Below are 23,717 nucleotides of genomic sequence, written 5' to 3' on the forward strand. Positions count from 1 at the left end.
TTGGTAAGGACTTCACATAAACATTAAAGGAAAATGCTAATGATTGATCTCTTATCCATTAAATCACACCCAAATTGTGTGTATTATCTCCCATATTTAACTTTATTTTAAGCAATTTTTAACAAAATCATGAAATAATTATATTTTCACTAATTAGAGTAAGCATTATGTGGAGCATAAAACTCAGCATATCAAAGCTGCAATTACTAATTTCAACCCTTTTTTATTCCGTGCTAATGATGCTTTGTCTAGTCATGTTTGCTAACACATCCTTAAATTCTTATACCTTTATTATTATAATATTATTAATAATAGAATGGTGGCGTAGTATCTGTTATTTCAAAACCATTAAAAACGAATTTGCGCTATTTCACTATATCAATCAAATATATTGGTACAAACAACGCTGGTACTTAATGTATAAACCGCTGATATTTCGTTATGTTATTATCTTGAATTTAAAATCTCGACATGACGGTAAACGCTGTACGCTTTTGTTAATGGTTGATAATCTGCAACCTAATGACTGGCGAACATTACGTTTTTACTTAAAACAAATTGAATTCACTTAACGCAAACACCTACTTTCTTGAAAATTTTGCCAAAAAAGTGGTTAAACTAATGCGATTTTTTAATCCAATACTGATAGGGTTGGGATTCTATTTGCGATGACAGTAATTCGTGATCCATATGGCGGCAAAAGCTAGGGACATCGCGAGTTGTAGCAAAATCATCAGCAATGACATAAAGAACTTGCCCTATGGCAAGTTCTCGAATGGCTTTTCTTATTAGCATAATCGGTTCAGGGCAACGCAATCCAAGCGTATTGAGTTCTTTGTCGATAATTATATTCATTTTTAGATATATTTGATAATTATAAAAATAGTTTACTTAAGTAATGAGGCACGGCGTCTTGCGCATTTGAGCCGATTACCTCTAATTCGGGTAACAATTCCTTTAACTCCGAGCTACCGTTTTGCATTATACAGCCTTTACCAGCCACTTTTAGCATTTCGTAGTCATTCATGCCATCACCAAAAGCAATACTCTCTTTTAAACTGTAACCTAGTTTTTCAACCACTTTTTTTAATGCACTTCCTTTAGACACATTTTCGGCCATCACTTCTAGGCAATTTAAAGTAGAAAAAGCAACGCTAATTTTATTGCCAAATTTTGCATCTAGTCGATTTTTTAGCTGAACCAAATGTGGATAAAGTGCATTATCCGTGGTAGTAAAATAAATTTTAGCAATATCGTTAGTATCGAAATCAAGTGGATTAAATAATTGATAAGTAAACTGCGTGTCTCGATAAAATTCTAATGAATATGTATCTTCTTTATTAATTAACCACTCATCACCACGATATAAATGAGTATAAACTAAAGGATCTTCCATACTCATTTTAGCTATTTCGCTCGCAAGTGATGGTTCAATACTTTGGCTAAAAACTAAATGGCCTTGGCTATCATGTACTCTTGCGCCATTTGACGTTATCATAAAAGCATCAATTTCCATATTTTCTCGCATTTGAGCGACATCAATGTGGTGTCTACCAGTTGCAAAAACAAAATGGATTCCCTTGTTACGAAGCGCTTGAAGAACTTGTTTCGTGTAAGGCGATAAGCTATGTTCAGGAGTTAATAAAGTACCGTCTAAATCAGAAGCAACAACATGCATAATATTCTCTACTTTTATAATAAATGGTAATAATGACGACTAAAATAATATACTTTAAAACAAGCATTACTTATCAAAGCAAAGGCTAAAACAAGCTAAGATATGATACAACTCTGTTGACATTTACTCAACCAATTGTGGCGTAATAAAAATAACTAACTCACGTTTTTGTTGTTTTTTGCTGTTGTGTTTAAATAAATTTCCAATAATTGGCACGTCGCCTGCACTAGGAACTTTTCGTTGACCGTTGGTGGTAACTTGTTGAAATATGCCTCCTAATACTACTGTCTCGCCATTTTTTATTTGGACTTGTGTTTTGATTTCTTGCGTATCAATTGCTAGCGCTTCACCGCCATCGCTACGTTTTATTGAACGGCCAGCCGTATTTTGCGTAATGTGTAAATCTAAAATCATCTGATTATCAGATAATATTTTAGGTGTAACTTCTAATCCCAACACGGCGGGTTTAAATTCAATAGATGTGGCGCCATTACCACCACTCGCAACCTCGTAAGGGATTTCAGTACCTTGTTTTATCGAAGCCATATTTTGATTAGCTGTGAGTAAATTCGGGCTAGCAATAATTTCGAGCTGATTTTCAGATTCAAGCGCAGATAACTCTAAATTGAGTAAACTACCTGATAGTTTAGCCAAATTAAAACCAACAGTTGTAGTCGGATGACTAGTACCAAGCCCTATATCAAATTTATCTAATAATTGCGATGATTTTCCTGAATATCCCCATTTAATCCCCAACTCAGACATACTTTCATCACTCATGGTAACAATGTGCGCTGAAATATGCACTTGAGGCATAGGTTTATCAAGTGTTTTAACTAATTTTTCGATATGAGTAAATTGTTTAGGTAAATCGGTAATGATCAGTGAATTTGTCCGTTTATCAAGAGCAACTTTACCTCGTTCTGATAATAATCCTTGTTGTTGAATTGTTTCGATTAAGGTTGTTGGATCGGCATGATTAACAGCTATAGATACCGAATTAAGCGGTTGCTTTAGCTCTTTTTCTTTTTGTTCTAATTGTTGTTTATATAATAAAACTTCAGGATCTATCGCTTTAGAAACGAACAAAATATTATCGTCAATTTCCGCTTGTAAATTTGCTGAGTCTAATATGATCTTTAGCGCTTTGTGCCAATCAACATTGTTAAGCTTGATAGTTTGTTTTATTGACAAATCGTCTGACATAACTAAATTCATCTGCTGACTATCGGCTAATGCTTGTAAGATAATTGCAATATCCGTTTGATAAAATGTCATTGAGATATTTTTTTGCTGTTCGACATTTGAAGATTGATTTATATTTGCATAAGCAGCATTTATACCAATTGTTATGAATACAAAAACTATCGGGACAAACAAACTTATTTTGGCACTAATTAATCTGCCAATATTTTGATTGAGCCATTGATACGCTTGATTTGTGGAATTTTTATTATTCATTTAACGACATTGTCCATGACACAGTATTATGGCAATAATCAGGTAAATCGGCTTGCCACATAATTTTATCATTTAGTAAAGATTGCACAGACCAAGGAAACAAAACATTTGGCACTGTATTATCGGTTATTGCTAGCCACTGATTATCTGATGCTAACCAAATTTGCTGATACTGTTGATCAATTTGTTTCATAAGCCCCTTAAAATGCCAAACTTGAATTTGTTCAAGCAGTAACGCTGTCTGCTCACTACAAGAAACTGAATAATTTTGTTGAAAAGGATCTCGATCTAAAAGCATACTAGCCTTTAGCTCAAAACAGATAACACACAATAACCCGAGGTACTTATATATACAGCGCATCACTCTATGCCCTTTTTAAACAATAAAGTAAACATAATCTGTAACTGCTGTTCTTGTTTGCTGATTTTTAGATTTTGAAAATCAAGAAAATAAAAATCATTTGTCAATGATGAAATTAAATTAATAAAATCGCCAAATTGCCCCTCTAACTCGATATCCCAATTAACCATATTATCCGTTTGATAATGTTTAAAGGAACGTAATGCGAGATGATTTTTCTCGAAAACCTGTGCCAGCTCTTTTTCTGATATCACGCTGTATAAAGTATGTTTACTTGCCTGATAACGATTTACTTTTGCCTGTAACAACTTAGTTTCAGTAATTTTTTGCTCATATAATTTAGCCTTTAGCATAGCTTGTTGCTGGATATCTTTAATAAAAAGGAGATAAACGATAGCAAAAAACGCCAAGCAACATAAAATACAAACCCCATATTGTTGCCAAATTGGACGATAAAAAAAATCACTGTTCATTAAGTTTTATTTCCATTTCAAAAAATAGATTATTTTTATTGGTTGAGATAGTTTTTACTTGGCTATGACTTATATTTTTTAGCATTGACAAACTTTGATTAAAATTAGTCAGCTCAACATAACTAAAACTTTGCCCCTCGATCCTTACTTTTTGTGGTTCATAATAAAAAGATTCAAGCCAAATTACGGAAGGCAACTGCTTTGAAAGCAGTATTAAAGATTGCTGAATTTGTTTTTGGCTTAATGATGGATTCGGCAAATAATTAGATAATTCTTCGGTTAGCGCTTGTGCTATCCCTTGCTGATGTAACAATTTTTTATCATAATTTTCTCGTTCATTTCGTGCTTGTATCCACAAATAACAAAGTACACAACTGATTATGCCAATAAAACCGACAATCGCACCGATCATTTGTCGTTGATGCTTAGTGTGTTTTTCTTGCCGCCAAGGTAAAAAGTTAACTTTAGTATTTTCAAATCGACAACCTGCAAATGTTAATAGTAGTGCATACTTTTTAAAAAGATTAATCCAATTTTCAATATAATAGCGTTCAACTATTATCACCGTAACTTGTTTTGTTTGCTCATTTAAAACAAAATCAAAAAACACACTTTTAGCTGGCAATTGAAATAATTTATAAATGTTTGCTTCAATATACAAAATCAATTCACTGACATTTAGCTTTACATCGGGCAAGGTTAGTTGTTGCACTTGAATCAAATTGCTATCCAAATTAAGCTCAAACTCAGCACGCCCAGAAATTTTTTTTCTTAACTCATCAATAAAAACATCAACATCACTGACATTTTGGTAATTGAATGTTATTAAAGCTTTGCTAGCTGTTAATGTGTGGTCTTGCTTAGCTGTACTTACTATCTTATAACGTAAAATTGCTGGTTCCACATACATAATGACGCGTTCTTTATTAAAGATCATGATGGAATATCTTCTTGTTTCTGATAACAACATCATGTCATCATAATCACCCTATTCTAAATAAAAATAGACAAAAGTTATTTTTGAGAACTAACATCCAAAAAATGTTTAAAATTAAATCGAACGAGGTGATTTTTAGAGAAATTAAAAAAAAAAGGTTGACTGAAATAAGACGTGCCTTATAATGCACATCCACACGGTAAGGGTGATTAGCTCAGTTGGGAGAGCACCTCCCTTACAAGGAGGGGGTCACTGGTTCGAACCCGGTATCACCCACCAATCTTTACCGTGACGTTTCAGCAATGAAACAGTGGGGTGATTAGCTCAGTTGGGAGAGCACCTCCCTTACAAGGAGGGGGTCACTGGTTCGAACCCGGTATCACCCACCATCTCTAAATGGGTCGTTAGCTCAGTCGGTAGAGCAGCGGACTTTTAATCCGTTGGTCGAGCGTTCGAATCGCTCACGACCCACCATTTTAATAGCACCTACACTCAATCAATAAACATTACCTAATCTAAACAAAGAAAAGCAACGAGAATGCCAGCGTTCGACAAATTCGTCTGGAACGAATTTGAACAACGCATAGTGTTGGCCCTGAAAGGATGAGCCATACGATGTGCCGGAAAATCAAGCTCACAACAACCTATTTCAGAACACCAATATTGAATCACTAAACAACGCAATTAATTACGCTATACTAAACAAATAAATGCGATAAAATGATTAAGTTATTTATTTTTTAAGGAAGTCGTATGCTAAAGTTTCTTACAAAACTCTCACTAGTTTTATGTTTTAGTATTGCTGCTAATGCTGATCAACAAACATTGTTTGATTTTAATCAGGAATATCAAAAAGCAACCGAACAAAATGATGCTGAAGCACAATATCATTTGGGTCTTATGTATACTGATGGTTCATATACTAAAAAACGTCAATTTAAAGGCATTGAAGATGGCTTTAAACAACAATCAAAAGCACAACCTGATTATATTAAGGCAAAAGAGTGGTTTGAAAAAGCCGCCAATCAAGGCCATATCGCTGCTCAACACAGTTTAGCTTTATTGTACTATAACGGGCAAGGAACAAAACAAAACTATTTAAAAGGCATTGAGTGGGATACAAAAGCGGCTAAAAAAGGAGATGCCGTTGCGCAATATACATTAGCAACGCTCTATTACAATGGAACTGGCGTAAAACAGAACTATTTTAAAGCCAAACAATGGTTTGCTAAGGCTGCTGAACAAAACTATTCTGATGCAAAAGATCATTTAACTGTTGTAACAAAAAAGGTTAATGCTATCGTAGCCAAACAGCAAGCCAAGAAAAAGCAAGCTAGTAATAATGATTGCGGTTGTGATTAATATTAAATAAATGACGGAATGCTATTTTATTCATTATCATCATTAAAATAACGATAATAAGATAATTCAATCCATCAAAGAGTTAAAGCATAACCCCATAGATGTAATGATTTCTTATTCTATGGCAAAACAAAAGCCTGCTATTTAACGCTTTCCATCCATATTGGGTAAGACAATTGGTTGAATACCAAATAATCTTTTCAATCAAAAGCAAAGATAAAAAAAGATGTCCACACAACCAAGCTTTGCTTTCAGCAAGATTACCAAAATAACTGCAAAGAGGCTTGCAAACATGTCAAAAACATTCTTTAATTAAAATATAATGTGTTCATCTCTAACAAAGGCAATGACATGAAAAGATTACTATTGTTAATATGCTTATTTATATCGATAAATACGCCTATTTTTGCAACACAAAATACAAAATATAACTTTGATGCTGAATATAAAAAAGCGACTGAACAAAATAGTGCCGAAGCGCAAAACCACTTAGGTTATATGTACCAGTATGGTCAAAACGTTAAACAAGATTATGCTAAAGCTATTGAATGGTACAAAAAGTCGGCTAATCAAAATTATGCCGATGCACAAGTGAATTTAGGCTACATGTATAATTATGGTATCGGTGTGAAGAAAGATCTGCTTAAAGCAAAGCAACTCTATGAAAAAGCGGCTTCAAGTGGTTATGCTTTAGGTCTATTCAGTCTAGGGGCACTTTACGAATTTGCAGAAAAAAAACATTATCGCAAAGGAATTGAACAAAATTCAGATAATAATACTATTAGTCAAAACTATGTTAAGGCGAAAGATTTTTACGAAAAAGCGGTGCAACTAGGTAACAAAGAAGCTCAAAATAATCTGGGGGGATTTTATTATAGTGGAATTGTTGTTAAAAAGAACTATACCAAAGCTAGACAACTATATGAACAAGCTGCCAAGCAAGGAAACATATATGCACTGCATAATTTAGCAAATATGTATTACAATGGATTGGGTGGATTAAAAAAAGATTTTGTCAAAGGTGTAGAATTAGATACTCAATCTGCACAAAGCGGGAATCCTGAAGCACAATATAGCTTAGGTTGGTTATATTATAATGGTTCGTGGTTTGAAAAAGATTATACCAAAGCTAGGGTATGGTTTCAGCTTGCCGCTGAGCAAAACCATGCCAATTCCCAATACAATCTAGGTATTATCTATCAACAAGGATTAGGGGTCGCAAAAGACATTTATACCGCAAAACATTATTTTCAACAAGCTTGCCAAAATAACTACCAAGAGGCTTGCAAACATGTCAAAAACATTCTTTAGTAAACAATTAAAGCTAGGAAGTGTTCAAGATGGGGGATCGATGATGGGCTATAAGCCGTAATAGCCATTACCTCTGTAAAAAACACTATGAGTAAAATGGTGAAATGGTGAACTTACGCTTCAGGAAATAAATCATAAAAAACAATCAAGCAAGATGAGTAGAATCCATTTCAAACAAGTAGTTTTAAAAAATAACACGTTGCACAAGACTCATGATGAAATAGAAAGTCAATACTCAAGTTCCTGATGCGCATAATATTCCTATCCAAGGCAACTTTAACGAAAGTATACGCCTAAAAAATAGATTAATTGGCCAGATATACACAATAAAAACACTTGGTAAACTGTGTTCGGCGCAAAATCACCAGTCATGGAAAAGCAACTAGAAACTTTATTTTACTCATCGGACACACATTTTGCTAACATGAAACCCGATGAATAATGAGTAATTGTCAGGTTAAGTCTGAGCTAAAATATATAATTAATGCGTTAAACCATAACCAAGTGGATAGAGTGCTTTCATATCGTTTGGTAAATCTGACGCTTGCTGTTGCACGCTATCCATTGAATCGGGTAATGAAAATGGCATTTTAGCTAAATAAGGCTTGTTATCAAGTAATCGATCAAATAGCACCTCATCATTGACCCCAAAATTAGCAATAATCGCACTAGCATATTGTTTTAAAACCGTAAGAACAGCCGGTCTATCTAAATAAACGGTAACAACAACAGGATGCTTTTTACTTGCTTGTGCGATAAATTCAATATTTTTATCATTAGATGGAAATGCTAATGATCCTTCATGATGTTCTAAACCAAAAAAGTAACCTTTATGATTTTGTTCATAAGGCGCATTTATTCGAACGACAACGACATCAGCTTGATCTAAATCATCAACAATATTAACTTTATTCTTTAAAAGACTTTTAGTACCTGGCAAAAAACCATGTAGATAGATTTTATTAGTAGGATTTAATGGTAACGTTTTTTGTGTATTTTCAAGTAATACCAGCGAATTATATTGAGCTTGATTTGCCACTTTTTGAAAATCTTTATTGCCAACAAAACTTGTTTTGCTTAGATCAACATATGGTGTTTCAAATTGCCCTAAAGAAAACTTTTGCATCAAAATAGCCAATACTGCGTTATCGATGTCTTTTTCCGCAATTTTTTTGTTTTTAACAGCGGTTACAATAATTGAGCTATCACTAACACCACCAAATTGTTGAACTCCTGCTTGAATAGCTTTAATAAAACGTTGCTCTTTGGTCAGATCTTCAACCCCCCATGGCATTCCTTCTACTTTGGGTTTAACACCTAAAGGTGTGCCATTGACACAAACTTCATTACAATCACTCGTAATATTCCAATCACTCATGATAACACCTTTAAATTTATAGGTGTCACGTAATAAATCTTTTAATAAAAACGAATTAAATCCACCACCAACAGCATCAAGTTTATGATTATTTATTTGAGCATTTTTCAATATTGAATAAGTCGGCATGACACCAGCAACATCTGCTTCAAAAGCGCCAGTAAATGGAATAATATGCTCTTTCAAACTATCTTTTTGTGTAAAAAGTGCATATTTACCATAAGCACTATGACTATCAAAACCATTTTCGGCAGCGCCATATCCCACCCAATGTTTAACAACGGCGGCGACACTTTGTGAATTTAAACCATCTTTACCTTGCATTCCTGAGATATAACCTCTAACCATCTTTTTACTTAGTTCAGGATTTTCACCAAATGTACCTTCAAAGCGAGCCCAACGAGGTTCAGTACCCAAATCTGCCATTGGTGATAATGCTTGTGTTATCCCTAATGATCTATATTCTTGTCGAATTATATTGCCATATTCATTAATATCTTTTTCGTGACCAATAGCCGCCATTCCTAACGTGCCAGGCCACTGGCTAAAACCACTTTTTATGCCTAATTCATTGCCATAATAAAACGTATTTCTAGGATCAACGCTGATCGTTAATGGGATGGATAAACGAGAGGATTCAGCTATTTGTTGTAATTGATTATTTTGTTCTGTAAAATCCTTAGGATTAACCTCTAATCGGGTAATAAAGCTATTAACCTTATCATTCAAAATTAAAGCGGTTAGTTTTTCAAAATCGTACCTATCACCACGTCCAATATCATTATTTAAACTCGGCGCATTACCATGCATCATTATCCCAGCTTTTTCTTCTAATGACATTCTTGAAAGCAGATCCTGCGCACGTTGTTGTGGCGATAAACGCCAATCCTCATAAGGAGTTAGTTTTCCATCTTTATCCATATCCTTAAATTCAAGGTTATCAACAATAATTTTTTTTAATTGATGACTTTCAAGTTTGACTTGGTCAATAGCAAATAACGGGCTTGTTGTTAGAACAGCACTAATTAATAGCGCTGGTTTTAAAATCTTACTTTTCATCTTTTTATCCTTAAGTGACCTATGACACATTTATTATTAATATTAAATTCTTAAAATAGTTGATTTGAATACATAGCAACAAATCATCTTATGATTTGTTGCTATAGCGAATTAACGCCTCGCCTTTTTTGCCTTTATACAAAACAAAAAAAAACCTAAACACTTTGTTAACCAAAATGTTTAGGTTTTGCCTGTATCGTCAATTGATAATACAGTAACAATCCAAATTTATTCCATGTAAACTAACATTAATAAGATAAAGAAGATATCCTATCTTTTAATTTGTTGATGTAATTGTGATAAAAGTCACATTCTTAATTCATATGTTATTTAATAACTGATGATGAATTAATGATTTTTTATCGCAATACTCTTTAGCGCGGATTAAAAATCAGCCGAAACATAAAATATCTTTTTGTCAGTAATATACATGGCTAGCTTACAACTATCTGTTTAATTTTTATATACCACATAAATAACCAATCGGTAAGCGATATAGAACATTACAGTGCCAACAATGCAATCCAATATTACCCACATTCTTTCTTGTCTAAATAGTGGTGTGAGTAATCTTGCCCCATAACCAATACTAAAAAACCAGATGAATGAAACACAAACCGCGCCAATCAAAAAAGCGAGTTTTTGTTCACAGGTTAACGTGCCAGCAATCCCTCCCACAATAACAACAGTATCTAAATAGACATGAGGATTGAGCAGTGTGATTGCCAAAGTTGCTAGTACAACTTTTAATAAGCTGTTATTGTTAGGAACTTGGGATTCGATTTGCATACTACTTGTGCCTTTAATTGCACTTTTAAACGCACAAAAGCCATACCAAACTAAAAAAACCGCCCCTAATATCGCGAGTATATTAGTAATTAAAGGATTGCTACCAATAAAGATACCTACTCCAAAAATACCCACGGACATCAAAGCAAAATCACAGATAAAACAAATTGCCGACACATAAAAGATATGATTCTTTAATAACCCTTGCTTGAGCACAAATAAATTTTGAGCACCAATAGCAATAATTAGACTGACTGAAATTAAAGCGCCACGTAATATTTCTGATAGCATTTGGTTATAACACCAGAATAAAATAGTAAAACATTAGCAATTAATCAATGATATCATAAGCTTTCAATAAATTAATCGAATTTATTTTTTTCTAACCATCGTAATTGCGTTCGATCTTTGTTTAAATAGAGGATGATCACACCTATCGCTAACCAAATAATGCCGACAATTTTTGCATCATTATCAATATGAAATAATACGGGTAATAGCACAACAATACCAATAACAGGCATAAAGATATCTAAAATCCATGAAAGCCAACCTTTGGAGCCTTTTTTGAGCTTAAAATAACCAATTACAGATAAATGTAACATAATAAATGCCGTTAATGCGCCAATATCAACAAATGACACTAACGTTGGTAACCCTTTTGCATTATTCGCAGCAATAACTACTAAACATAAATTAAATAAAGCAGCAAATAAAATAGCCATTGTTGGCACACCGCTTTTTTCACCCACTTTAGCAAAAACTGGAGGTAAACGCTTATCACGCCCCATGCTAAATAAAAGGCGACTTGCTGCGGCTTGTCCAACCATTGCAGCAAATGATGCACCAATAGCTTTCATTAAACTTAGTGCCCATCCTAACCATAAATTAATTTCTTGATTAACAATATTATAGTAAGCTTTACCTTGTAGTTCGGGATGACTACGCAAATAGTCTGAGCTATAAGGATTAAGTAAAGCTCCAACATAAATTTGTACCACAAATAAACAACCGGCTAAAATTAAACAGCTCATAATCGCTTTACTGACTAAATTATGATGGCCACTATTTTCTTCAGAAAAAGTCGCAATAGCATCAAATCCCAAATAAGATAGTACAGCAATAGACACCGCATTAAATAGTTTACCCCAACTGAATAAATTCCCTCCAACAAAAGGTTGCAACCAATCTTTGCTACTCTCACTGGTTATTATTATCCACATACCAGTAGCTAACACAGCAAACAGGACAATAATTTCAAATATTAGTATGATCAACGTGATTTTGGCTGATTTTTTGGCACCCATTAAATTTAGCGTGGTAGTTAACATAACAGCCACACAAGTCCATACCCATATTGGCACTTCGGGGATCAATGCATTGAACGATATGCCACTAAATAAATAAGCAACAGCAGGAATAAACATATAATCAAGTAGTAACAACCAGCCGACTAAAAATCCAGCATTAGGATGGATACCAATAGAGCAATAAGCGTAAACGGCGCCCGCATGCGGCAGTGCATTTGCCATTCTAGCATAAGAAAATGCAGTAAATGCCATCACCAAAGTGGCAACTATATAAACTAAAGCAACTGCACCATCACTTATCGCATCTAAAACGCCAAATAATCCAATAGGTGCTGCTGGACCAATAAAAAGCAATCCCAGTATAACCAAATCTCGGAACCGCATATTTTTACTTAACTGTTGCATAATCGTTTTCGTATCATAATCATCAATAAAGTAGAATGTTAAATGATTCATAAAAAACGCACTAAGATCAGCTTGTTATTAAGTTATAATTATTTGTTATAAGAAGATATTTAGTGATGCTCTCTCACTTCATAGGTATACGACATTTTTGCGGTCTTACCTAACATGATAGAGGCACTACAATATTTTTCTGAAGCAAGTTTCACCGCTTTTTCAACTGCCTCGCTATCGACATTAATACCAGTAATCACTATATGAAAATTAATTGATGTATAAACTTTAGGAGAAGATTCGGCTTGAGTTTTATCAATCTCTATCCAAAGATCTCGAACATCTTTTTTATTATTTTTTAAAATAGCGATAATATCGTAAGCCATACAACCTGCTGCACCATGTAACAAAAGTTCCATAGGACGAGCGCCACGATTGCGACCGCCATGTTCAATACCGCCATCCATCACTAATGAATGCCCACTTGCAGTTTCGCCCAAAAAACCAAAATCATCAATCCACTTTAAACGATCTTTCATTATTCGCTCCTTTCAATTTATCTTTAAACTTTTCATTCATTACAATTTACGCAATAACATAAGCTTTTTTAAGCATTCTGTCATCTTTTGACCTATTACTTTGTGATTAAACTTGATAATAATTTTGATTTATTTGTAAATAGATTCATTAGGTTATTGTAAGTATCTCAGGTAGAATAACCAAATTATTTGCAACAAACATCTTTGTAAATATAATTAGAATCAATTATCTAGCCTTAATTTTCATTTAACGAACAAATAGCCAAGTTGTTCTCTTTACCACTATTTTAAGGATTGAATATGATTTTTGAGTTTGTCATCTTTCTTAGTATTGGCGCAGCTGCAGGATTATTGGCCGGTATGTTTGGTGTTGGTGGTGGCGCATTAATCGTACCTTCTTTAATTTTTACCTTCAATTACTTTAAGCAAGGCGATCCTTGGGTTAACCATATTGCTATTGCAACATCATTAGCCACCATCATTGGCACTAGTTTGTCATCTAGCTATATTCAAAATAAAAAAAATAATATTCAATGGAATATCCTTAACAAAATGGTTTTAGGTTGCATCATTGGCACGTTGGGTGGTTCGTGTCTAACGCCCTATATACCAGGGAGTTGGTTAAAATGGATATTTATCATTTTTCTTATCTATGTGAGTTTTAAATTTATTTTACAGACAGAGCGAAATTCAAAAAATCAGGTTAGTAAAACAGTTTCCTTAAGTAATACTATTTTTGTATTTGCTGGTATTTTCATTGGCACTTTTTCTGCTCTTGTAGGCGTTGGTGGCGGCGTTTTAGTTGTGCCATTTTTGCAACGATGTGGGATTGATATGCGTAAAGCCATTGGAACCTCTGCCGCTTTCACTGTACCAGTTGCCATTGGTGGTGCCATTGGCTATATCATCGCCGGTTGGAATAATCCACAATTACCAAACTACTGTTTAGGTTTTATTTATTTACCTGCAGCCTTAGTGATTATGCTAGCAAGCATCCCCATGGCCAACGTGGGCGTGCAAATTGCGCAGAAATTATCAATTAAAAAATTAATCAGATTTTTTGGTCTATTTTTATTATTGCTCGCAATCAAGTTAATCATGTCTTAAACATTATTGGATATAAAAAAGGCCACAAAAGTGACCTCATAAATCTTGATACCAAGTATCAATGACTATCTTGCCTCTTTAACGGCCAGTCCTAATTGCCAAACAGCCATTGCATAATGCGAACTATGGTTATAACGAGTGATAGTATAAAAGTTCGGTAATCCATACCAGAATTGGTAACGATCGCCCACATCCAGACGCAATAGACTCACCTGAGTATGCCCATCTAATGAACTTTGTGGTTTTAACCCAGCGTTAGCTAGTGTTTCAATTGAGTATTTAGTGCTAAAACCAGTATCAAGTGATAGAGCTTGACCATCAGCCATTACTGCCACCTTTTTACCACGTTGCCAACCATATGATTTAAAGTAGTTAGCTACACTACCAATGGCATCAACCGGATCCCATAAATCAATATGCCCATCGTGATTAAAATCAACAGCGTGACGTCTAAATGCCGACGGCATAAATTGACCATATCCCATTGCCCCAGCAAACGATCCATTTAAATCAAATGGATCTACACCTTCATCACGACACATAACTAAAAAATCTTCTAATTCGTTAGAAAAATATTGCGCCCGTCTTGGATAGTCAAAGGCAAGTGTCGACAGAGCATCAATCACTTTAGTTTTACCCATTACCCTACCCCAGCCTGTTTCAACACCAATAATGCCTACAATAATTTCTGGCGGTACACCATATTCATTATAAGCACGTTGTAATTCTTTTTCGTATTGATTCCAAAAATCGACCCCACGAGGAAGATTGCTCGGTGTAATAAATTTATTTTTATAACGAATCCAAGCGCCATTCGGCATCGTTGATGAGCCGGCTTTTGGTGCTTGTTTATCCATTAAATTAATAACCCAATCAAGTTTATTGGTTTGCGCAAGCACATTGCGAAGCTGTTGACGATTAAAACCATGTTTACTGGCCATTCTATCGATAAATTTTTCTTTATCTACCGCTAACGGAGGACTGGCGATTTTAGATTGATTGTGATCTTTTTCAAGATAAACACCACCTTTAACATTGGTATGTCCGCGGTGTTCTTTCATGGGTGATGTTGAAGATCTACGACTACTACAAGCTGCAAGCAATAAAATTATGCTAATAAAAATGATAATACGCTGCATAAAAAATCCATATCTTAAGTAATTAAAAAATCGACAACATCATAAGATATTTCTTGTTATTTAACAATATTTGGACATGATTGACCTTCCGCAACCTGCTTAATATTGTTTAAAGTGGTATCAGAAATATTCAATAATGCTTCCTGTGTTAAAAACGCTTGATGACCAGTAAAAATAACATTATGACAAGAAGACAAACGACGGAATACATCATCTAAAATAACATCGTTAGATTTGTCTTCAAAGAATAGATCACGCTCATTTTCATAAACATCCATCCCCAAAGCGCCTATTTTTGATTGTTTTAATGCATCAATAGCCGCTGTTGCGTCAAGTAATGCCCCTCGGCTGGTATTGATAATCATCACACCGTCTTTCATCTTTTGGAAAGACTCTTTATTCAGTAAGTGATAATTTTCAGGCGCCATTGGGCAATGTAACGTAATAACATCTGATTTTGCATATAACTCATCTAGCTCAACATATTGAGCTCCTAACTCAACTGCAATATCTGTAGGATAAGGATCGTAAGCAAGAATATGCATACCAAAACCTTTTAAAATACGGATGACTGCTTGACCAATTTTGCCAGTACCAATCACGCCAGCAATACGATTGTGCATATTAAATCCAGTCAAACCATCTAACGAAAAGTTAGCATCACGGGTGCGCTGATAGGCCTTATGCGTTCTTCTATTTAGGGTCATCATCAAAGCCACCGCATGTTCTGCAACAGCTTCAGGTGAATAAGCTGGGACACGAACAACGGTAATGCCCAATTTTTCAGCTTCGGCTAAATCAACATTATCAAACCCTGCACAGCGAAGTGCTAAAATTTTAATGCCATAGCCTGCTAATTTTTGTAGCACTTTTTTATCTACTTCATCATTAACAAATGCACAAACCGCATTATACCCTTGGGCAGTAACAACTGTTTTATGACTTAATTTATGCTCATAATATTCGATATCAAAACCAAATTTTTTATTCGCGATGTCTAAATGTTCTTTGTCGTAATGCTTACTGCTAAAAACAGCAACTTTAATTGAACCTTTCATCCTACTGAACCCCTCTTAATGGTAATTAGTTAATTTTTTAACTGGTTATTGGCGTTAATTTTATACTGAAACACATAGTTTCCTGAAACTTTTTAACAAAGCCTAACTAAAATAATGAATTTTTAGCTTTTAACATATTTGCAATATAACTTTTCTTATGTTGAAAATATGACTGTAGATAAACGGTTTATATTAGCTTGCAGAATTATTTTTAATATGTTGTATGGTATGATAACACTTTGCTAAAAAACTAACCAATAAAGTTAAATAATGAATAATGTGCAAAATTCACTTTTAAAAACGATTTTTACTACTAAAATGCTAATCTGTATTTTTACCGGGTTCGCCTCTGGGCTGCCTTTTTATTTATTATTACAACTATTACCTGCTTGGTTAGAAAGTGATGGTGTAAATATCAAAACGATTGGTGCTTTTTCATTAACACAAACGCCCTATATTTTGAAATTTATCTGGTCTCCCTTTATGGATAACATTTCGCTTTTTAATTTAGGGAGGCGACGTGGTTGGATGTTGGTTTCTCAGGTTATACTCATATTTTCAATTGCGATATTGGGATTTTTTTCTCCCTCGTTAAATATTTGGTTAATCGCTGCCATTTGCTTCATTATTGCGCTATTTTCAGCCACGCAAGATGTCGCTCTTGATGCATTTAGACGGGAATTATTGCTTGATAAAGAATTAGGACTTGGTAATAGCATTCACACTAACGCCTATCGCGTTGCAGGTTTAGTACCGGGATCATTATCACTGATATTATCAAATACCCTACCGTGGAATAGTGTTTTTATAGTGACCGCACTATTTATGTTACCTGCTATTATTATGACTCTACTAGTAAAAGAACCAATTAACCTATCACCCAAAAAGCACCATATTGAAGATATCATCATTAAACCATTTAATGAATTTATTACTCGAAATGGACTTAAAACAGCCATATTAATTTTAGCATTTATTTTTTTATATAAATTAGGCGATAGTATGGCAACCTCTTTAGCCACGCCTTTTTATTTGCAAATGGGTTATAGCCGGCCGGACATTGGTTGGATTGCTAAAAACGCCTCGTTATGGCCAAGCGTATTTGGTGCATTAATGGGGGGGATTTTGATGATCAAAATAGGCATAAACCGCGCACTATGGTATTTTGGCATTGTACAAGTTATTTCAATTTTAGGTTTTGCTTGGCTTTCAATAGAAGGCCCTTTTACTGTCATTGGGACATCCCAAAAAACGTTATTAGCCATAGTAATTGGTTTTGAATCACTTGGCGTTGGTCTTGGCTCAGCCGCTTTTGTTGCGTTTATTGCAAAAACAACCAATCCCCTTTATACCGCAACCCAATTTGCTTTATTTACAAGTATTGCATCTGTCCCAAGAACATTAATTAATGCTACAACAGGTATTATGGTTGAATATTTGGGATGGACAACATTTTTTAGTTTATGTACGATTCTTGCTATTCCAGGTATGCTATTATTATTTAAAGTTGCCCCATGGAATAGCCAATCTTAGGAGAAAATATGGACAAGCTAACCCAAGCATTCAACTTTAGACATGCATGTAAAAAATTTGACGACACAAAAAAGATTAATAATGATGATATTGAATATATATTAGAAGCAGGTCGGCAATCTCCTTCATCATTTGGCATGGAGCCATGGCATTTTGTGGTTGTTGACAGTAGCAAAATAAAAGCAGAATTACGTAATGTTTGCTACAATCAAGAACAAGTTACCAGTTGTTCACATTTTGTGATTGTGCTTTATCGAAAAGCGAATAATTTTACATTACAGAGCGATTATTTACGACGAGCAATTGCGCGCACTTTACCCGATCCAAATAATCAAACGTCTATTGATATTGCCTGCCAAGCATTTATCAATTTTTGCGAACAGGGGCTTGCTGATGGGTTAACTATCAATCACTGGTCAGAAATGCAAGACTACATCGCTTGTGCCAATATGATGACTGCAGCGGCATTTCGCGGTATTGATTCATGTGCTATTGGTGGATTCGATCACGATAAAGTGATAAAAATACTAGAAAAACATATTCCACAAATTGGTGAAGAATCATTTGGGGTAGGGCTTTGTTTAGCTTTTGGTTATCGAATCAATGAACCAGTAGCGCATATACGTTGGCCACTTGCTGATTTAACGACATATCTCACTGATAATCACTAAACAAATTTAACAATTTGCTACCTTCAATCGCCACATGGCGAATGAAGGTGGATATAAATAAAAAACAGGCCAAGTTATTATTCAATTGATTGATAGAGCGCTTCGGCATCAGCAGAAGCTGAGTCCATAATAAAAGCAATTCCAGATAAAATATTACCAATCTGAGGATCGCTGACATTTTGTTGTACCGAATTTAAAATCTCTTGCGCCCAATTAATTTTTGTAAGTACTGCTTCTACACTTTCTTTTGAAGGATTATTCATAGCATCTCCCCCGTTTTGTTAGGATGTCAAATAAATCGATAAGCAAAAATACATTATCAGATAATAGAAAAAGGAATTTAAGAATAAGAAAGGAACGTATTTTATACGCTACAAAGCAAAAATAAAAACCAATATCGTTTTAAAAATTACAACTAATTTTAAAATAAATGAAAAGGAAAAGATAACCCGATTATTTAACCTTAATAAAGTATATTGCCATTACCTATTGCTACAATAACCAATTTTTTTGCACGATAAAGATTGATAATGTTAGACTTACTGCCATAAATTGCGCTATTTTTGTCTAAAGTTGCCAAAATTTAAAATAAATAAGGATTTAAAATGAAAACCAAACATGCACGTTTATTAATACTCGGTTCTGGTCCAGCAGGTTATACCGCAGCTGTTTATGCCGCACGCGCTAACCTTTCGCCTGTGTTAATTACTGGAATGCAACAAGGTGGACAACTGACAACAACAACGGATCTTGAAAACTGGCCAGCAGGTGCACCTGATTTAACAGGACCAGAATTAATGGTCAAAATGAAAGAACATGCCGAAAGATTTAATACTGAAATTATTTTAGATCAGATCGATCGCGTTGATTTTAGTTCTAAGCCTTATAAACTTTTTGGTAGTGAGACTGAATATAGTTGTGATGCCCTTATTATTGCAACTGGCGCATCAGCACAATACCTTGGTTTACCGTCAGAAGAAGCATTCAAAAGCAAAGGCGTTTCTGCGTGTGCAACCTGCGATGGTTTTTTCTATCGCAATCAAAAAGTTGCCGTAGTGGGTGGTGGTAATACCGCGGTTGAAGAAACGCTGTATTTAGCCAATATAGCTAGCGAAGTCCATTTAATTCACCGTCGAGATAGCTTTAGAGCTGAAAAAATATTAATGGATCGCTTGGATCAAAAAATTAAGGAAGGTAAAGTTATTTTACATACGCATCGCATTATCGACGAAGTACTAGGCGATAATATGGGCGTGACTGGCGTTAGGATCCGCAGTACACAAGATCCCAATATGACCGAACAATTATCGGTTTTAGGCGTATTTATCGCAATTGGTCACAAACCAAATACCACCATATTTGAAGGTCAACTTGAACTAAATGGGGGCTATATAAAAGTACAATCAGGCACACAAGGCAACGCCACTCAAACCAGTGTCGAGGGAATTTTTGCTGCTGGTGATGTGATGGATCATATCTATCGTCAAGCAATCACGTCAGCCGGTACGGGCTGTATGGCAGCTTTAGATGCTGAACACTATTTGGATAACTTAAAATAAGCAGTAAAAATCTTTATGTCATTAGATAAAAAACGCCAGACCTATCTACTTGGCTGGTTAAAACAGCATGCCAAAAGGCATAAAGCTAACTTACGAGCTTCAATTTTAACTGGCTTTATTTTAACGGTATTAATCATTATCCAAGCTGGATTGCTTGCAATAATTTTGCAAAGAATCATTATTGAACAACAACATTTTGTGGATATTTTGCCCTTTTTTGGTGCATTAATTGCGGTACTACTCGGTCGAGCGGGTTTAATCTATCTACGCGAAAAGATCAACTTTGCTATAGGCAAAAAAGTTCGGCAGCAAATTCGGCAGCAAGTAATTGATCAACTTGAGCTACATGGGCCTGCTTATTTAAATCAAAGCACGATCGGTGCATGGAGCACGTTGCTCATTGAACAAGTTGATAAATTGCATGACTTTTTTGCCCGTTATCTACCCCAAATGCGCTTGGCAAGCATGGCCCCGATTTTAATCTGTATTGCTATTTTACCATTTAACTGGGCTGCTGCTGCAATTTTGCTGTGCACAGCACCTCTGATTCCTATCTTTATGATTTTAGTTGGTATGGGGGCTGCTGATATCAACCGCCGTCATTTTAAAGCTCTCGCTTATTTAAGCGGTCACTTTTTAGATCGTTTAAAAGGACTCAATACCATTCGACTATTTAACCAAGGCGAAAAGCAGACCAATGAAATAGTTCGCGCCTCTGAAGAGTTTCGTGTTAAAACCATGCAAGTACTCAAAATAGCCTTTTTATCTTCAGCGGTATTGGAGTTTTTTACTTCTATTTCAATCGCCATTGTCGCGGTTTATTTTGGCTTTTCGTATTTAGGCGAATTTAATTTTGGCGCATACAATGGCACAGTCACCTTATTTGCTGGTTTTTTTGCGCTAATATTAGCCCCTGAGTATTTTCAACCATTACGCGATTTAGGCACTTACTATCATGCCAAAGCCGAAGCAATTGCAGCGGCTGATAATATCGAAACGTTTTTAAGTAAAAAAATACCGCAAGAACAATCCAACGCTAATATTGCAAACACCAAATTGACTGAACCATTACAAACTATTGAAGCCAATAATTTAATTGTTTTATCTAGCGAACAACAACCGATTGTCGGTCCGCTATCGTTTAGCCTGCAAGCACCATTTAAATTGGCTTTAATAGGTACAAGTGGCGAAGGTAAAACCTCGTTAATACAAGTACTACTTGGCTTTTTACCTTATCAAGGCTCTCTAAAAATTAATGGTATTGAATTTGCTCAATTAGATATTAATGACTGGCAACAACACGTTAGCTGGATTGGTCAAAATCCTTATCTGTTAAATAGCTCTATTCGCGATAATATTTTACTCGGCAAGCAAAATGCCACTGAAAAAGAACTTGATGAAGTGATAACCAAAACCCAATTAACCGATGTTATTGCAAAATTACCACAGGGTCTTGAAACCCAAGTTGGTGAAGATGCAGTACGTTTGTCGGTTGGGCAAGCACAGCGGATCGCTTTAGCAAGAGCAATGCTTAAACCTTGCCAATTACTGATTCTTGATGAACCAACTGCAAGCTTAGATAAACAAACGGTACAAAATTTGGATAAGCAACATATAGCGCCCAATAGCATCACCATTACTCATCAAACAGATGATATGCAAAATTTTGTACAGATCTGGCAATTGGCTAATGGCAAGCTACATTGTGATATTAAGGAGAATTTATGCTAGCCATATTGCGCCCCTATATAGCCCTTTATAAACACTATTTTTGGCAAATTTTATTTGGCTTATCGCTATCGATCCTAACACTGCTTGCTAGCGTATTTTTATTATCCCTATCAGGTTGGTTTTTAGCCTCTACCGCTTTTGTTGGCATTGCTGGTTTATATACATTTAATTATATGTTGCCTGCGGCAGGTGTGCGAGCGGCAGCTATTACTCGAACCGCTTCACGTTATATGGAGCGTTTGGTGGATCACAATACCACATTTAAGATTTTAGCTTACTTAAGAACACTTGCTTTTCGTAAAATTTTACCACTAAGTACCCAGCAATTAGCTCATTACCAACGAGCAGACTTGCTTAATCGCTTTATTGTCGATATTGATGCACTTGATCACTTATACCTAAAACTCTTTTCGCCCATTGTAACCGCATTAGTTACCATTGGCTTTTTATTTGTAGGGTTAGCAAGCATAAACTTACCCATTGCGTTAATCATTACCATTATCCTTACAACCACCTTACTTGTGGTACCTGTTATCTTTTATCAAGCTGGAAAACAGCTAGGTAAAACACTGGCTAAACAACAAAGTGAATACCGATTATTATTAATTAATTACCTACAAGGACAAGCTGAACTTATCTTATTTAATGCACAACCACGCTATCGCGCGAAACTTGATGAACTTGAATCAAATTGGCTTTATAATCAACAGAGGCAATCGACATTAATGGCACTATCAAGTGCATTGGTCTTGCTCATTGCAGGCTTTTTAACATTGCTGGTTCTGTGGCTAATTACCCAATACACCCTATCTCCTCTAGTGGCTTTATTTGTATTTGTTAGTCTTGCAAGTGCCGAAATACTCATGCCAATTCCTAGTGCATTTATATTTTTAGGGCAAGTACTCACTTCTGCCACACGCACAACAGCTATTTTTAATCAAACACCCGATATTCAATTTGTTACCAAAGGCAAAGCGATAGATTTAAATTCGGCAAAATTACAATTTGAGCAAATTAATTTCAGCTATCCCAATCAACCTTTTGCAGTATTAACAGATTTTTCGTTGACAATAGAACAAGGTGAACATATTGCTGTGGTTGGTAAAACAGGTTGCGGTAAATCGACCTTATTAAGTCTGGTTAATCGCACATGGGAACCTAACTCAGGTCATATCTATATCAACGGTATTGAACTTAATCAACTTGACGAAAAAACACTACGGCAAGCTATCGCCATGGTGCCTCAAGTGATCACTATCTTTAGTGACACCTTAAGACAAAACTTGCTAATAGGCAATCAACAAGCGACCGAGCAACAGCTAATCGACGTATTACACCAAGTTGAACTCGACAAATTACTCACCACCGAGCAAGGTTTAGACTTGCTAGTTGGACAAGGTGGTCGCGCTTTATCGGGCGGTGAAATTCGTCGAATTGGCATAGCAAGGGCACTACTGCATAATTCACCGTTAATTTTAATGGATGAACCCACAGAAAGCCTTGATCAACAAACAGAACAACAAATTATTCGATTGATCAAACAAACTTGCAAAAATAAAACACTAATCATGGTTACGCATCGTTTGACAGATAATCCGCTGTTCGATCGGATTATTTCACTTTAACAAGTGGCTTAATTTAGGCAGGTTCCAATTGCGGTAAAAAAGCAATATTGACCGTTGAGAGTTGTAAAAAATCCGATTGTTTTTCTTATAAAAAATGTTTAGGTAGAACATTGATTTTATTCGTTTTTCGTTTTAATATTTTTGTTAAAATCAAATGGTTATAGGTTTATTTTGTTGCGATGGTTGGTTTTGGATGTTGTGAAAGATTGGTGTGTATTTTATAAAAACACTCATCAATTT

Annotated in this window: 22 protein-coding genes and 3 tRNA genes; 12 read left to right on the top strand and 13 right to left on the bottom strand. The window is 35.1% G+C overall.

What is annotated here, in order from left to right:
• Positions 1-167: 167 nt before the first annotated feature.
• The gene (locus ACYIAL_RS01005) at positions 168-572 is read left to right on the top strand and encodes a protein YgfX (RefSeq protein ID WP_174795890.1); all 405 of its coding nucleotides are present in this window, start codon (positions 168-170) and stop codon (positions 570-572) included.
• Positions 573-618: 46 nt separating this feature from the next.
• On the opposite strand, the gene tusA is transcribed toward ACYIAL_RS01005, so the two are convergent.
• From tusA to ACYIAL_RS01035, 6 genes are all read right to left on the bottom strand, one after another.
• Positions 619-855 carry a sulfurtransferase TusA gene (gene tusA / locus ACYIAL_RS01010; protein WP_174795889.1) on the bottom strand — a complete coding sequence of 79 codons (237 nt, stop codon included), beginning with the start codon at positions 853-855 and terminating at the stop codon, positions 619-621.
• Positions 856-874: 19 nt separating this feature from the next.
• Entirely contained in the window at positions 875-1,681 is an 807-nt protein-coding gene (locus tag ACYIAL_RS01015; RefSeq protein ID WP_065638731.1) for a Cof-type HAD-IIB family hydrolase, read from the bottom strand.
• Positions 1,682-1,801: 120 nt separating this feature from the next.
• A complete protein-coding gene (locus ACYIAL_RS01020; protein WP_483750720.1) occupies positions 1,802-3,139 on the bottom strand; it encodes a secretin N-terminal domain-containing protein in 1,338 nt (445 codons plus the stop codon).
• Positions 3,132-3,437: a hypothetical protein gene (locus ACYIAL_RS01025; RefSeq protein WP_174795887.1), complete on the bottom strand. Its 306-nt coding sequence runs from the start codon at positions 3,435-3,437 to the stop codon at positions 3,132-3,134. The genes ACYIAL_RS01020 and ACYIAL_RS01025 overlap by 8 nt, the downstream gene beginning before the upstream one ends.
• A 62-nt stretch (positions 3,438-3,499) precedes the next feature.
• Positions 3,500-3,973, bottom strand: coding sequence for a hypothetical protein (locus ACYIAL_RS01030; protein ID WP_483750721.1), 474 nt, complete (start codon positions 3,971-3,973; stop codon positions 3,500-3,502).
• Positions 3,963-4,946, bottom strand: coding sequence for a PilN domain-containing protein (locus ACYIAL_RS01035; protein ID WP_483750722.1), 984 nt, complete (start codon positions 4,944-4,946; stop codon positions 3,963-3,965). Before ACYIAL_RS01035 ends, ACYIAL_RS01030 begins: the two co-directional genes overlap by 11 nt.
• A gap of 167 nt (positions 4,947-5,113) precedes the next feature.
• Between ACYIAL_RS01035 and ACYIAL_RS01040 the strand changes: the two genes are divergently transcribed.
• From ACYIAL_RS01040 to ACYIAL_RS01060, 5 genes are all read left to right on the top strand, one after another.
• Positions 5,114-5,189, top strand: a tRNA-Val gene (locus ACYIAL_RS01040).
• A gap of 34 nt (positions 5,190-5,223) precedes the next feature.
• A tRNA-Val gene (locus tag ACYIAL_RS01045) sits at positions 5,224-5,299 on the top strand.
• Positions 5,300-5,308: 9 nt separating this feature from the next.
• A tRNA-Lys gene (locus ACYIAL_RS01050) sits at positions 5,309-5,384 on the top strand.
• 279 nt (positions 5,385-5,663) lie between these two features.
• Entirely contained in the window at positions 5,664-6,272 is a 609-nt protein-coding gene (locus tag ACYIAL_RS01055; RefSeq protein ID WP_483750723.1) for a tetratricopeptide repeat protein, read from the top strand.
• A 351-nt stretch (positions 6,273-6,623) separates the two neighbouring features.
• Positions 6,624-7,583, top strand: a complete 960-nt coding sequence (locus ACYIAL_RS01060) for a tetratricopeptide repeat protein (protein WP_483750724.1) — start codon at positions 6,624-6,626, stop codon at positions 7,581-7,583.
• A 481-nt stretch (positions 7,584-8,064) separates the two neighbouring features.
• On the opposite strand, the gene ACYIAL_RS01065 is transcribed toward ACYIAL_RS01060, so the two are convergent.
• The 4 genes from ACYIAL_RS01065 to ACYIAL_RS01080 all read right to left on the bottom strand — a co-directional run bounded on the left by ACYIAL_RS01065 (position 8,065) and on the right by ACYIAL_RS01080 (position 13,054).
• Positions 8,065-10,020: a glycoside hydrolase family 3 protein gene (locus ACYIAL_RS01065; RefSeq protein WP_483750725.1), complete on the bottom strand. Its 1,956-nt coding sequence runs from the start codon at positions 10,018-10,020 to the stop codon at positions 8,065-8,067.
• Between the two features lie 453 nt (positions 10,021-10,473).
• Positions 10,474-11,100, bottom strand: a complete 627-nt coding sequence (locus tag ACYIAL_RS01070; protein ID WP_483750726.1) for a LysE/ArgO family amino acid transporter — start codon at positions 11,098-11,100, stop codon at positions 10,474-10,476.
• A 71-nt stretch (positions 11,101-11,171) separates the two neighbouring features.
• Positions 11,172-12,575, bottom strand: coding sequence for an APC family permease (locus ACYIAL_RS01075; RefSeq protein WP_483750727.1), 1,404 nt, complete (start codon positions 12,573-12,575; stop codon positions 11,172-11,174).
• A 59-nt stretch (positions 12,576-12,634) separates the two neighbouring features.
• Complete coding sequence (locus tag ACYIAL_RS01080; protein WP_160431785.1) at positions 12,635-13,054, bottom strand: OsmC family protein; 420 nt, start codon at positions 13,052-13,054, stop codon at positions 12,635-12,637.
• A gap of 300 nt (positions 13,055-13,354) precedes the next feature.
• Between ACYIAL_RS01080 and ACYIAL_RS01085 the strand changes: the two genes are divergently transcribed.
• A complete protein-coding gene (locus ACYIAL_RS01085) occupies positions 13,355-14,161 on the top strand; it encodes a sulfite exporter TauE/SafE family protein (protein WP_483750728.1) in 807 nt (268 codons plus the stop codon).
• A 65-nt stretch (positions 14,162-14,226) separates the two neighbouring features.
• Here ACYIAL_RS01085 and mltB read toward each other — a convergent pair whose 3' ends face one another.
• The gene (gene mltB / locus ACYIAL_RS01090; RefSeq protein WP_483750729.1) at positions 14,227-15,300 is read right to left on the bottom strand and encodes a lytic murein transglycosylase B; all 1,074 of its coding nucleotides are present in this window, start codon (positions 15,298-15,300) and stop codon (positions 14,227-14,229) included.
• 56 nt (positions 15,301-15,356) lie between these two features.
• Positions 15,357-16,346 carry a 2-hydroxyacid dehydrogenase gene (locus ACYIAL_RS01095; RefSeq protein ID WP_483750755.1) on the bottom strand — a complete coding sequence of 330 codons (990 nt, stop codon included), beginning with the start codon at positions 16,344-16,346 and terminating at the stop codon, positions 15,357-15,359.
• Between the two features lie 282 nt (positions 16,347-16,628).
• On the opposite strand from ACYIAL_RS01095, the gene ACYIAL_RS01100 reads away from it, so the two are divergent.
• Together ACYIAL_RS01100 and ACYIAL_RS01105 are read left to right on the top strand one after the other, a co-directional pair.
• Positions 16,629-17,891, top strand: a complete 1,263-nt coding sequence (locus tag ACYIAL_RS01100; RefSeq protein ID WP_483750730.1) for an AmpG family muropeptide MFS transporter — start codon at positions 16,629-16,631, stop codon at positions 17,889-17,891.
• An 8-nt stretch (positions 17,892-17,899) separates the two neighbouring features.
• Complete coding sequence (locus tag ACYIAL_RS01105) at positions 17,900-18,562, top strand: NAD(P)H-dependent oxidoreductase (protein ID WP_483750731.1); 663 nt, start codon at positions 17,900-17,902, stop codon at positions 18,560-18,562.
• Between the two features lie 77 nt (positions 18,563-18,639).
• On the opposite strand, the gene ACYIAL_RS01110 is transcribed toward ACYIAL_RS01105, so the two are convergent.
• Complete coding sequence (locus ACYIAL_RS01110) at positions 18,640-18,825, bottom strand: hypothetical protein (RefSeq protein ID WP_065585956.1); 186 nt, start codon at positions 18,823-18,825, stop codon at positions 18,640-18,642.
• Positions 18,826-19,167: 342 nt separating this feature from the next.
• Between ACYIAL_RS01110 and trxB the strand changes: the two genes are divergently transcribed.
• Genes trxB through cydC form a run of 3 tightly spaced genes read left to right on the top strand, consistent with a single transcriptional unit; the run spans position 19,168 to position 23,477 of the window.
• A complete protein-coding gene (gene trxB / locus ACYIAL_RS01115) occupies positions 19,168-20,121 on the top strand; it encodes a thioredoxin-disulfide reductase (protein WP_483750732.1) in 954 nt (317 codons plus the stop codon).
• 15 nt (positions 20,122-20,136) lie between these two features.
• The gene (gene cydD, locus ACYIAL_RS01120; protein ID WP_483750733.1) at positions 20,137-21,852 is read left to right on the top strand and encodes a heme ABC transporter permease/ATP-binding protein CydD; all 1,716 of its coding nucleotides are present in this window, start codon (positions 20,137-20,139) and stop codon (positions 21,850-21,852) included.
• On the top strand, positions 21,846-23,477 hold the full coding sequence (gene cydC, locus ACYIAL_RS01125; RefSeq protein WP_483750734.1) for a heme ABC transporter ATP-binding protein/permease CydC: 1,632 nt from the start codon (positions 21,846-21,848) through the stop codon (positions 23,475-23,477). Before cydD ends, cydC begins: the two co-directional genes overlap by 7 nt.
• The last annotated feature ends 240 nt before the right edge of the window (positions 23,478-23,717 follow it).

Source organism: Gilliamella sp. X-57 (assembly GCF_057063565.1).

What these genes read in the sequence shown, in the direction of transcription:
- ACYIAL_RS01110 (WP_065585956.1), bottom strand. Translation starts at nt 18,825, where the DNA reads ATGAATAATCCTTCAAAAGAAAGTGTAGAAGCAGTACTTACAAAAATT.
- cydC (WP_483750734.1), top strand. Translation starts at nt 21,846, where the DNA reads ATGCTAGCCATATTGCGCCCCTATATAGCCCTTTATAAACACTATTTT.
- mltB (WP_483750729.1), bottom strand. Translation starts at nt 15,300, where the DNA reads ATGCAGCGTATTATCATTTTTATTAGCATAATTTTATTGCTTGCAGCT.
- ACYIAL_RS01080 (WP_160431785.1), bottom strand. Translation starts at nt 13,054, where the DNA reads ATGAAAGATCGTTTAAAGTGGATTGATGATTTTGGTTTTTTGGGCGAA.
- tusA (WP_174795889.1), bottom strand. Translation starts at nt 855, where the DNA reads ATGAATATAATTATCGACAAAGAACTCAATACGCTTGGATTGCGTTGC.
- ACYIAL_RS01075 (WP_483750727.1), bottom strand. Translation starts at nt 12,575, where the DNA reads ATGAATCATTTAACATTCTACTTTATTGATGATTATGATACGAAAACG.
- ACYIAL_RS01005 (WP_174795890.1), top strand. Translation starts at nt 168, where the DNA reads ATGTGGAGCATAAAACTCAGCATATCAAAGCTGCAATTACTAATTTCA.
- ACYIAL_RS01030 (WP_483750721.1), bottom strand. Translation starts at nt 3,973, where the DNA reads ATGAACAGTGATTTTTTTTATCGTCCAATTTGGCAACAATATGGGGTT.
- ACYIAL_RS01100 (WP_483750730.1), top strand. Translation starts at nt 16,629, where the DNA reads ATGAATAATGTGCAAAATTCACTTTTAAAAACGATTTTTACTACTAAA.
- ACYIAL_RS01065 (WP_483750725.1), bottom strand. Translation starts at nt 10,020, where the DNA reads ATGAAAAGTAAGATTTTAAAACCAGCGCTATTAATTAGTGCTGTTCTA.
- ACYIAL_RS01020 (WP_483750720.1), bottom strand. Translation starts at nt 3,139, where the DNA reads ATGAATAATAAAAATTCCACAAATCAAGCGTATCAATGGCTCAATCAA.
- ACYIAL_RS01105 (WP_483750731.1), top strand. Translation starts at nt 17,900, where the DNA reads ATGGACAAGCTAACCCAAGCATTCAACTTTAGACATGCATGTAAAAAA.
- ACYIAL_RS01060 (WP_483750724.1), top strand. Translation starts at nt 6,624, where the DNA reads ATGAAAAGATTACTATTGTTAATATGCTTATTTATATCGATAAATACG.
- ACYIAL_RS01035 (WP_483750722.1), bottom strand. Translation starts at nt 4,946, where the DNA reads ATGATGTTGTTATCAGAAACAAGAAGATATTCCATCATGATCTTTAAT.
- ACYIAL_RS01025 (WP_174795887.1), bottom strand. Translation starts at nt 3,437, where the DNA reads ATGCTTTTAGATCGAGATCCTTTTCAACAAAATTATTCAGTTTCTTGT.
- ACYIAL_RS01085 (WP_483750728.1), top strand. Translation starts at nt 13,355, where the DNA reads ATGATTTTTGAGTTTGTCATCTTTCTTAGTATTGGCGCAGCTGCAGGA.
- trxB (WP_483750732.1), top strand. Translation starts at nt 19,168, where the DNA reads ATGAAAACCAAACATGCACGTTTATTAATACTCGGTTCTGGTCCAGCA.
- cydD (WP_483750733.1), top strand. Translation starts at nt 20,137, where the DNA reads ATGTCATTAGATAAAAAACGCCAGACCTATCTACTTGGCTGGTTAAAA.
- ACYIAL_RS01055 (WP_483750723.1), top strand. Translation starts at nt 5,664, where the DNA reads ATGCTAAAGTTTCTTACAAAACTCTCACTAGTTTTATGTTTTAGTATT.
- ACYIAL_RS01070 (WP_483750726.1), bottom strand. Translation starts at nt 11,100, where the DNA reads ATGCTATCAGAAATATTACGTGGCGCTTTAATTTCAGTCAGTCTAATT.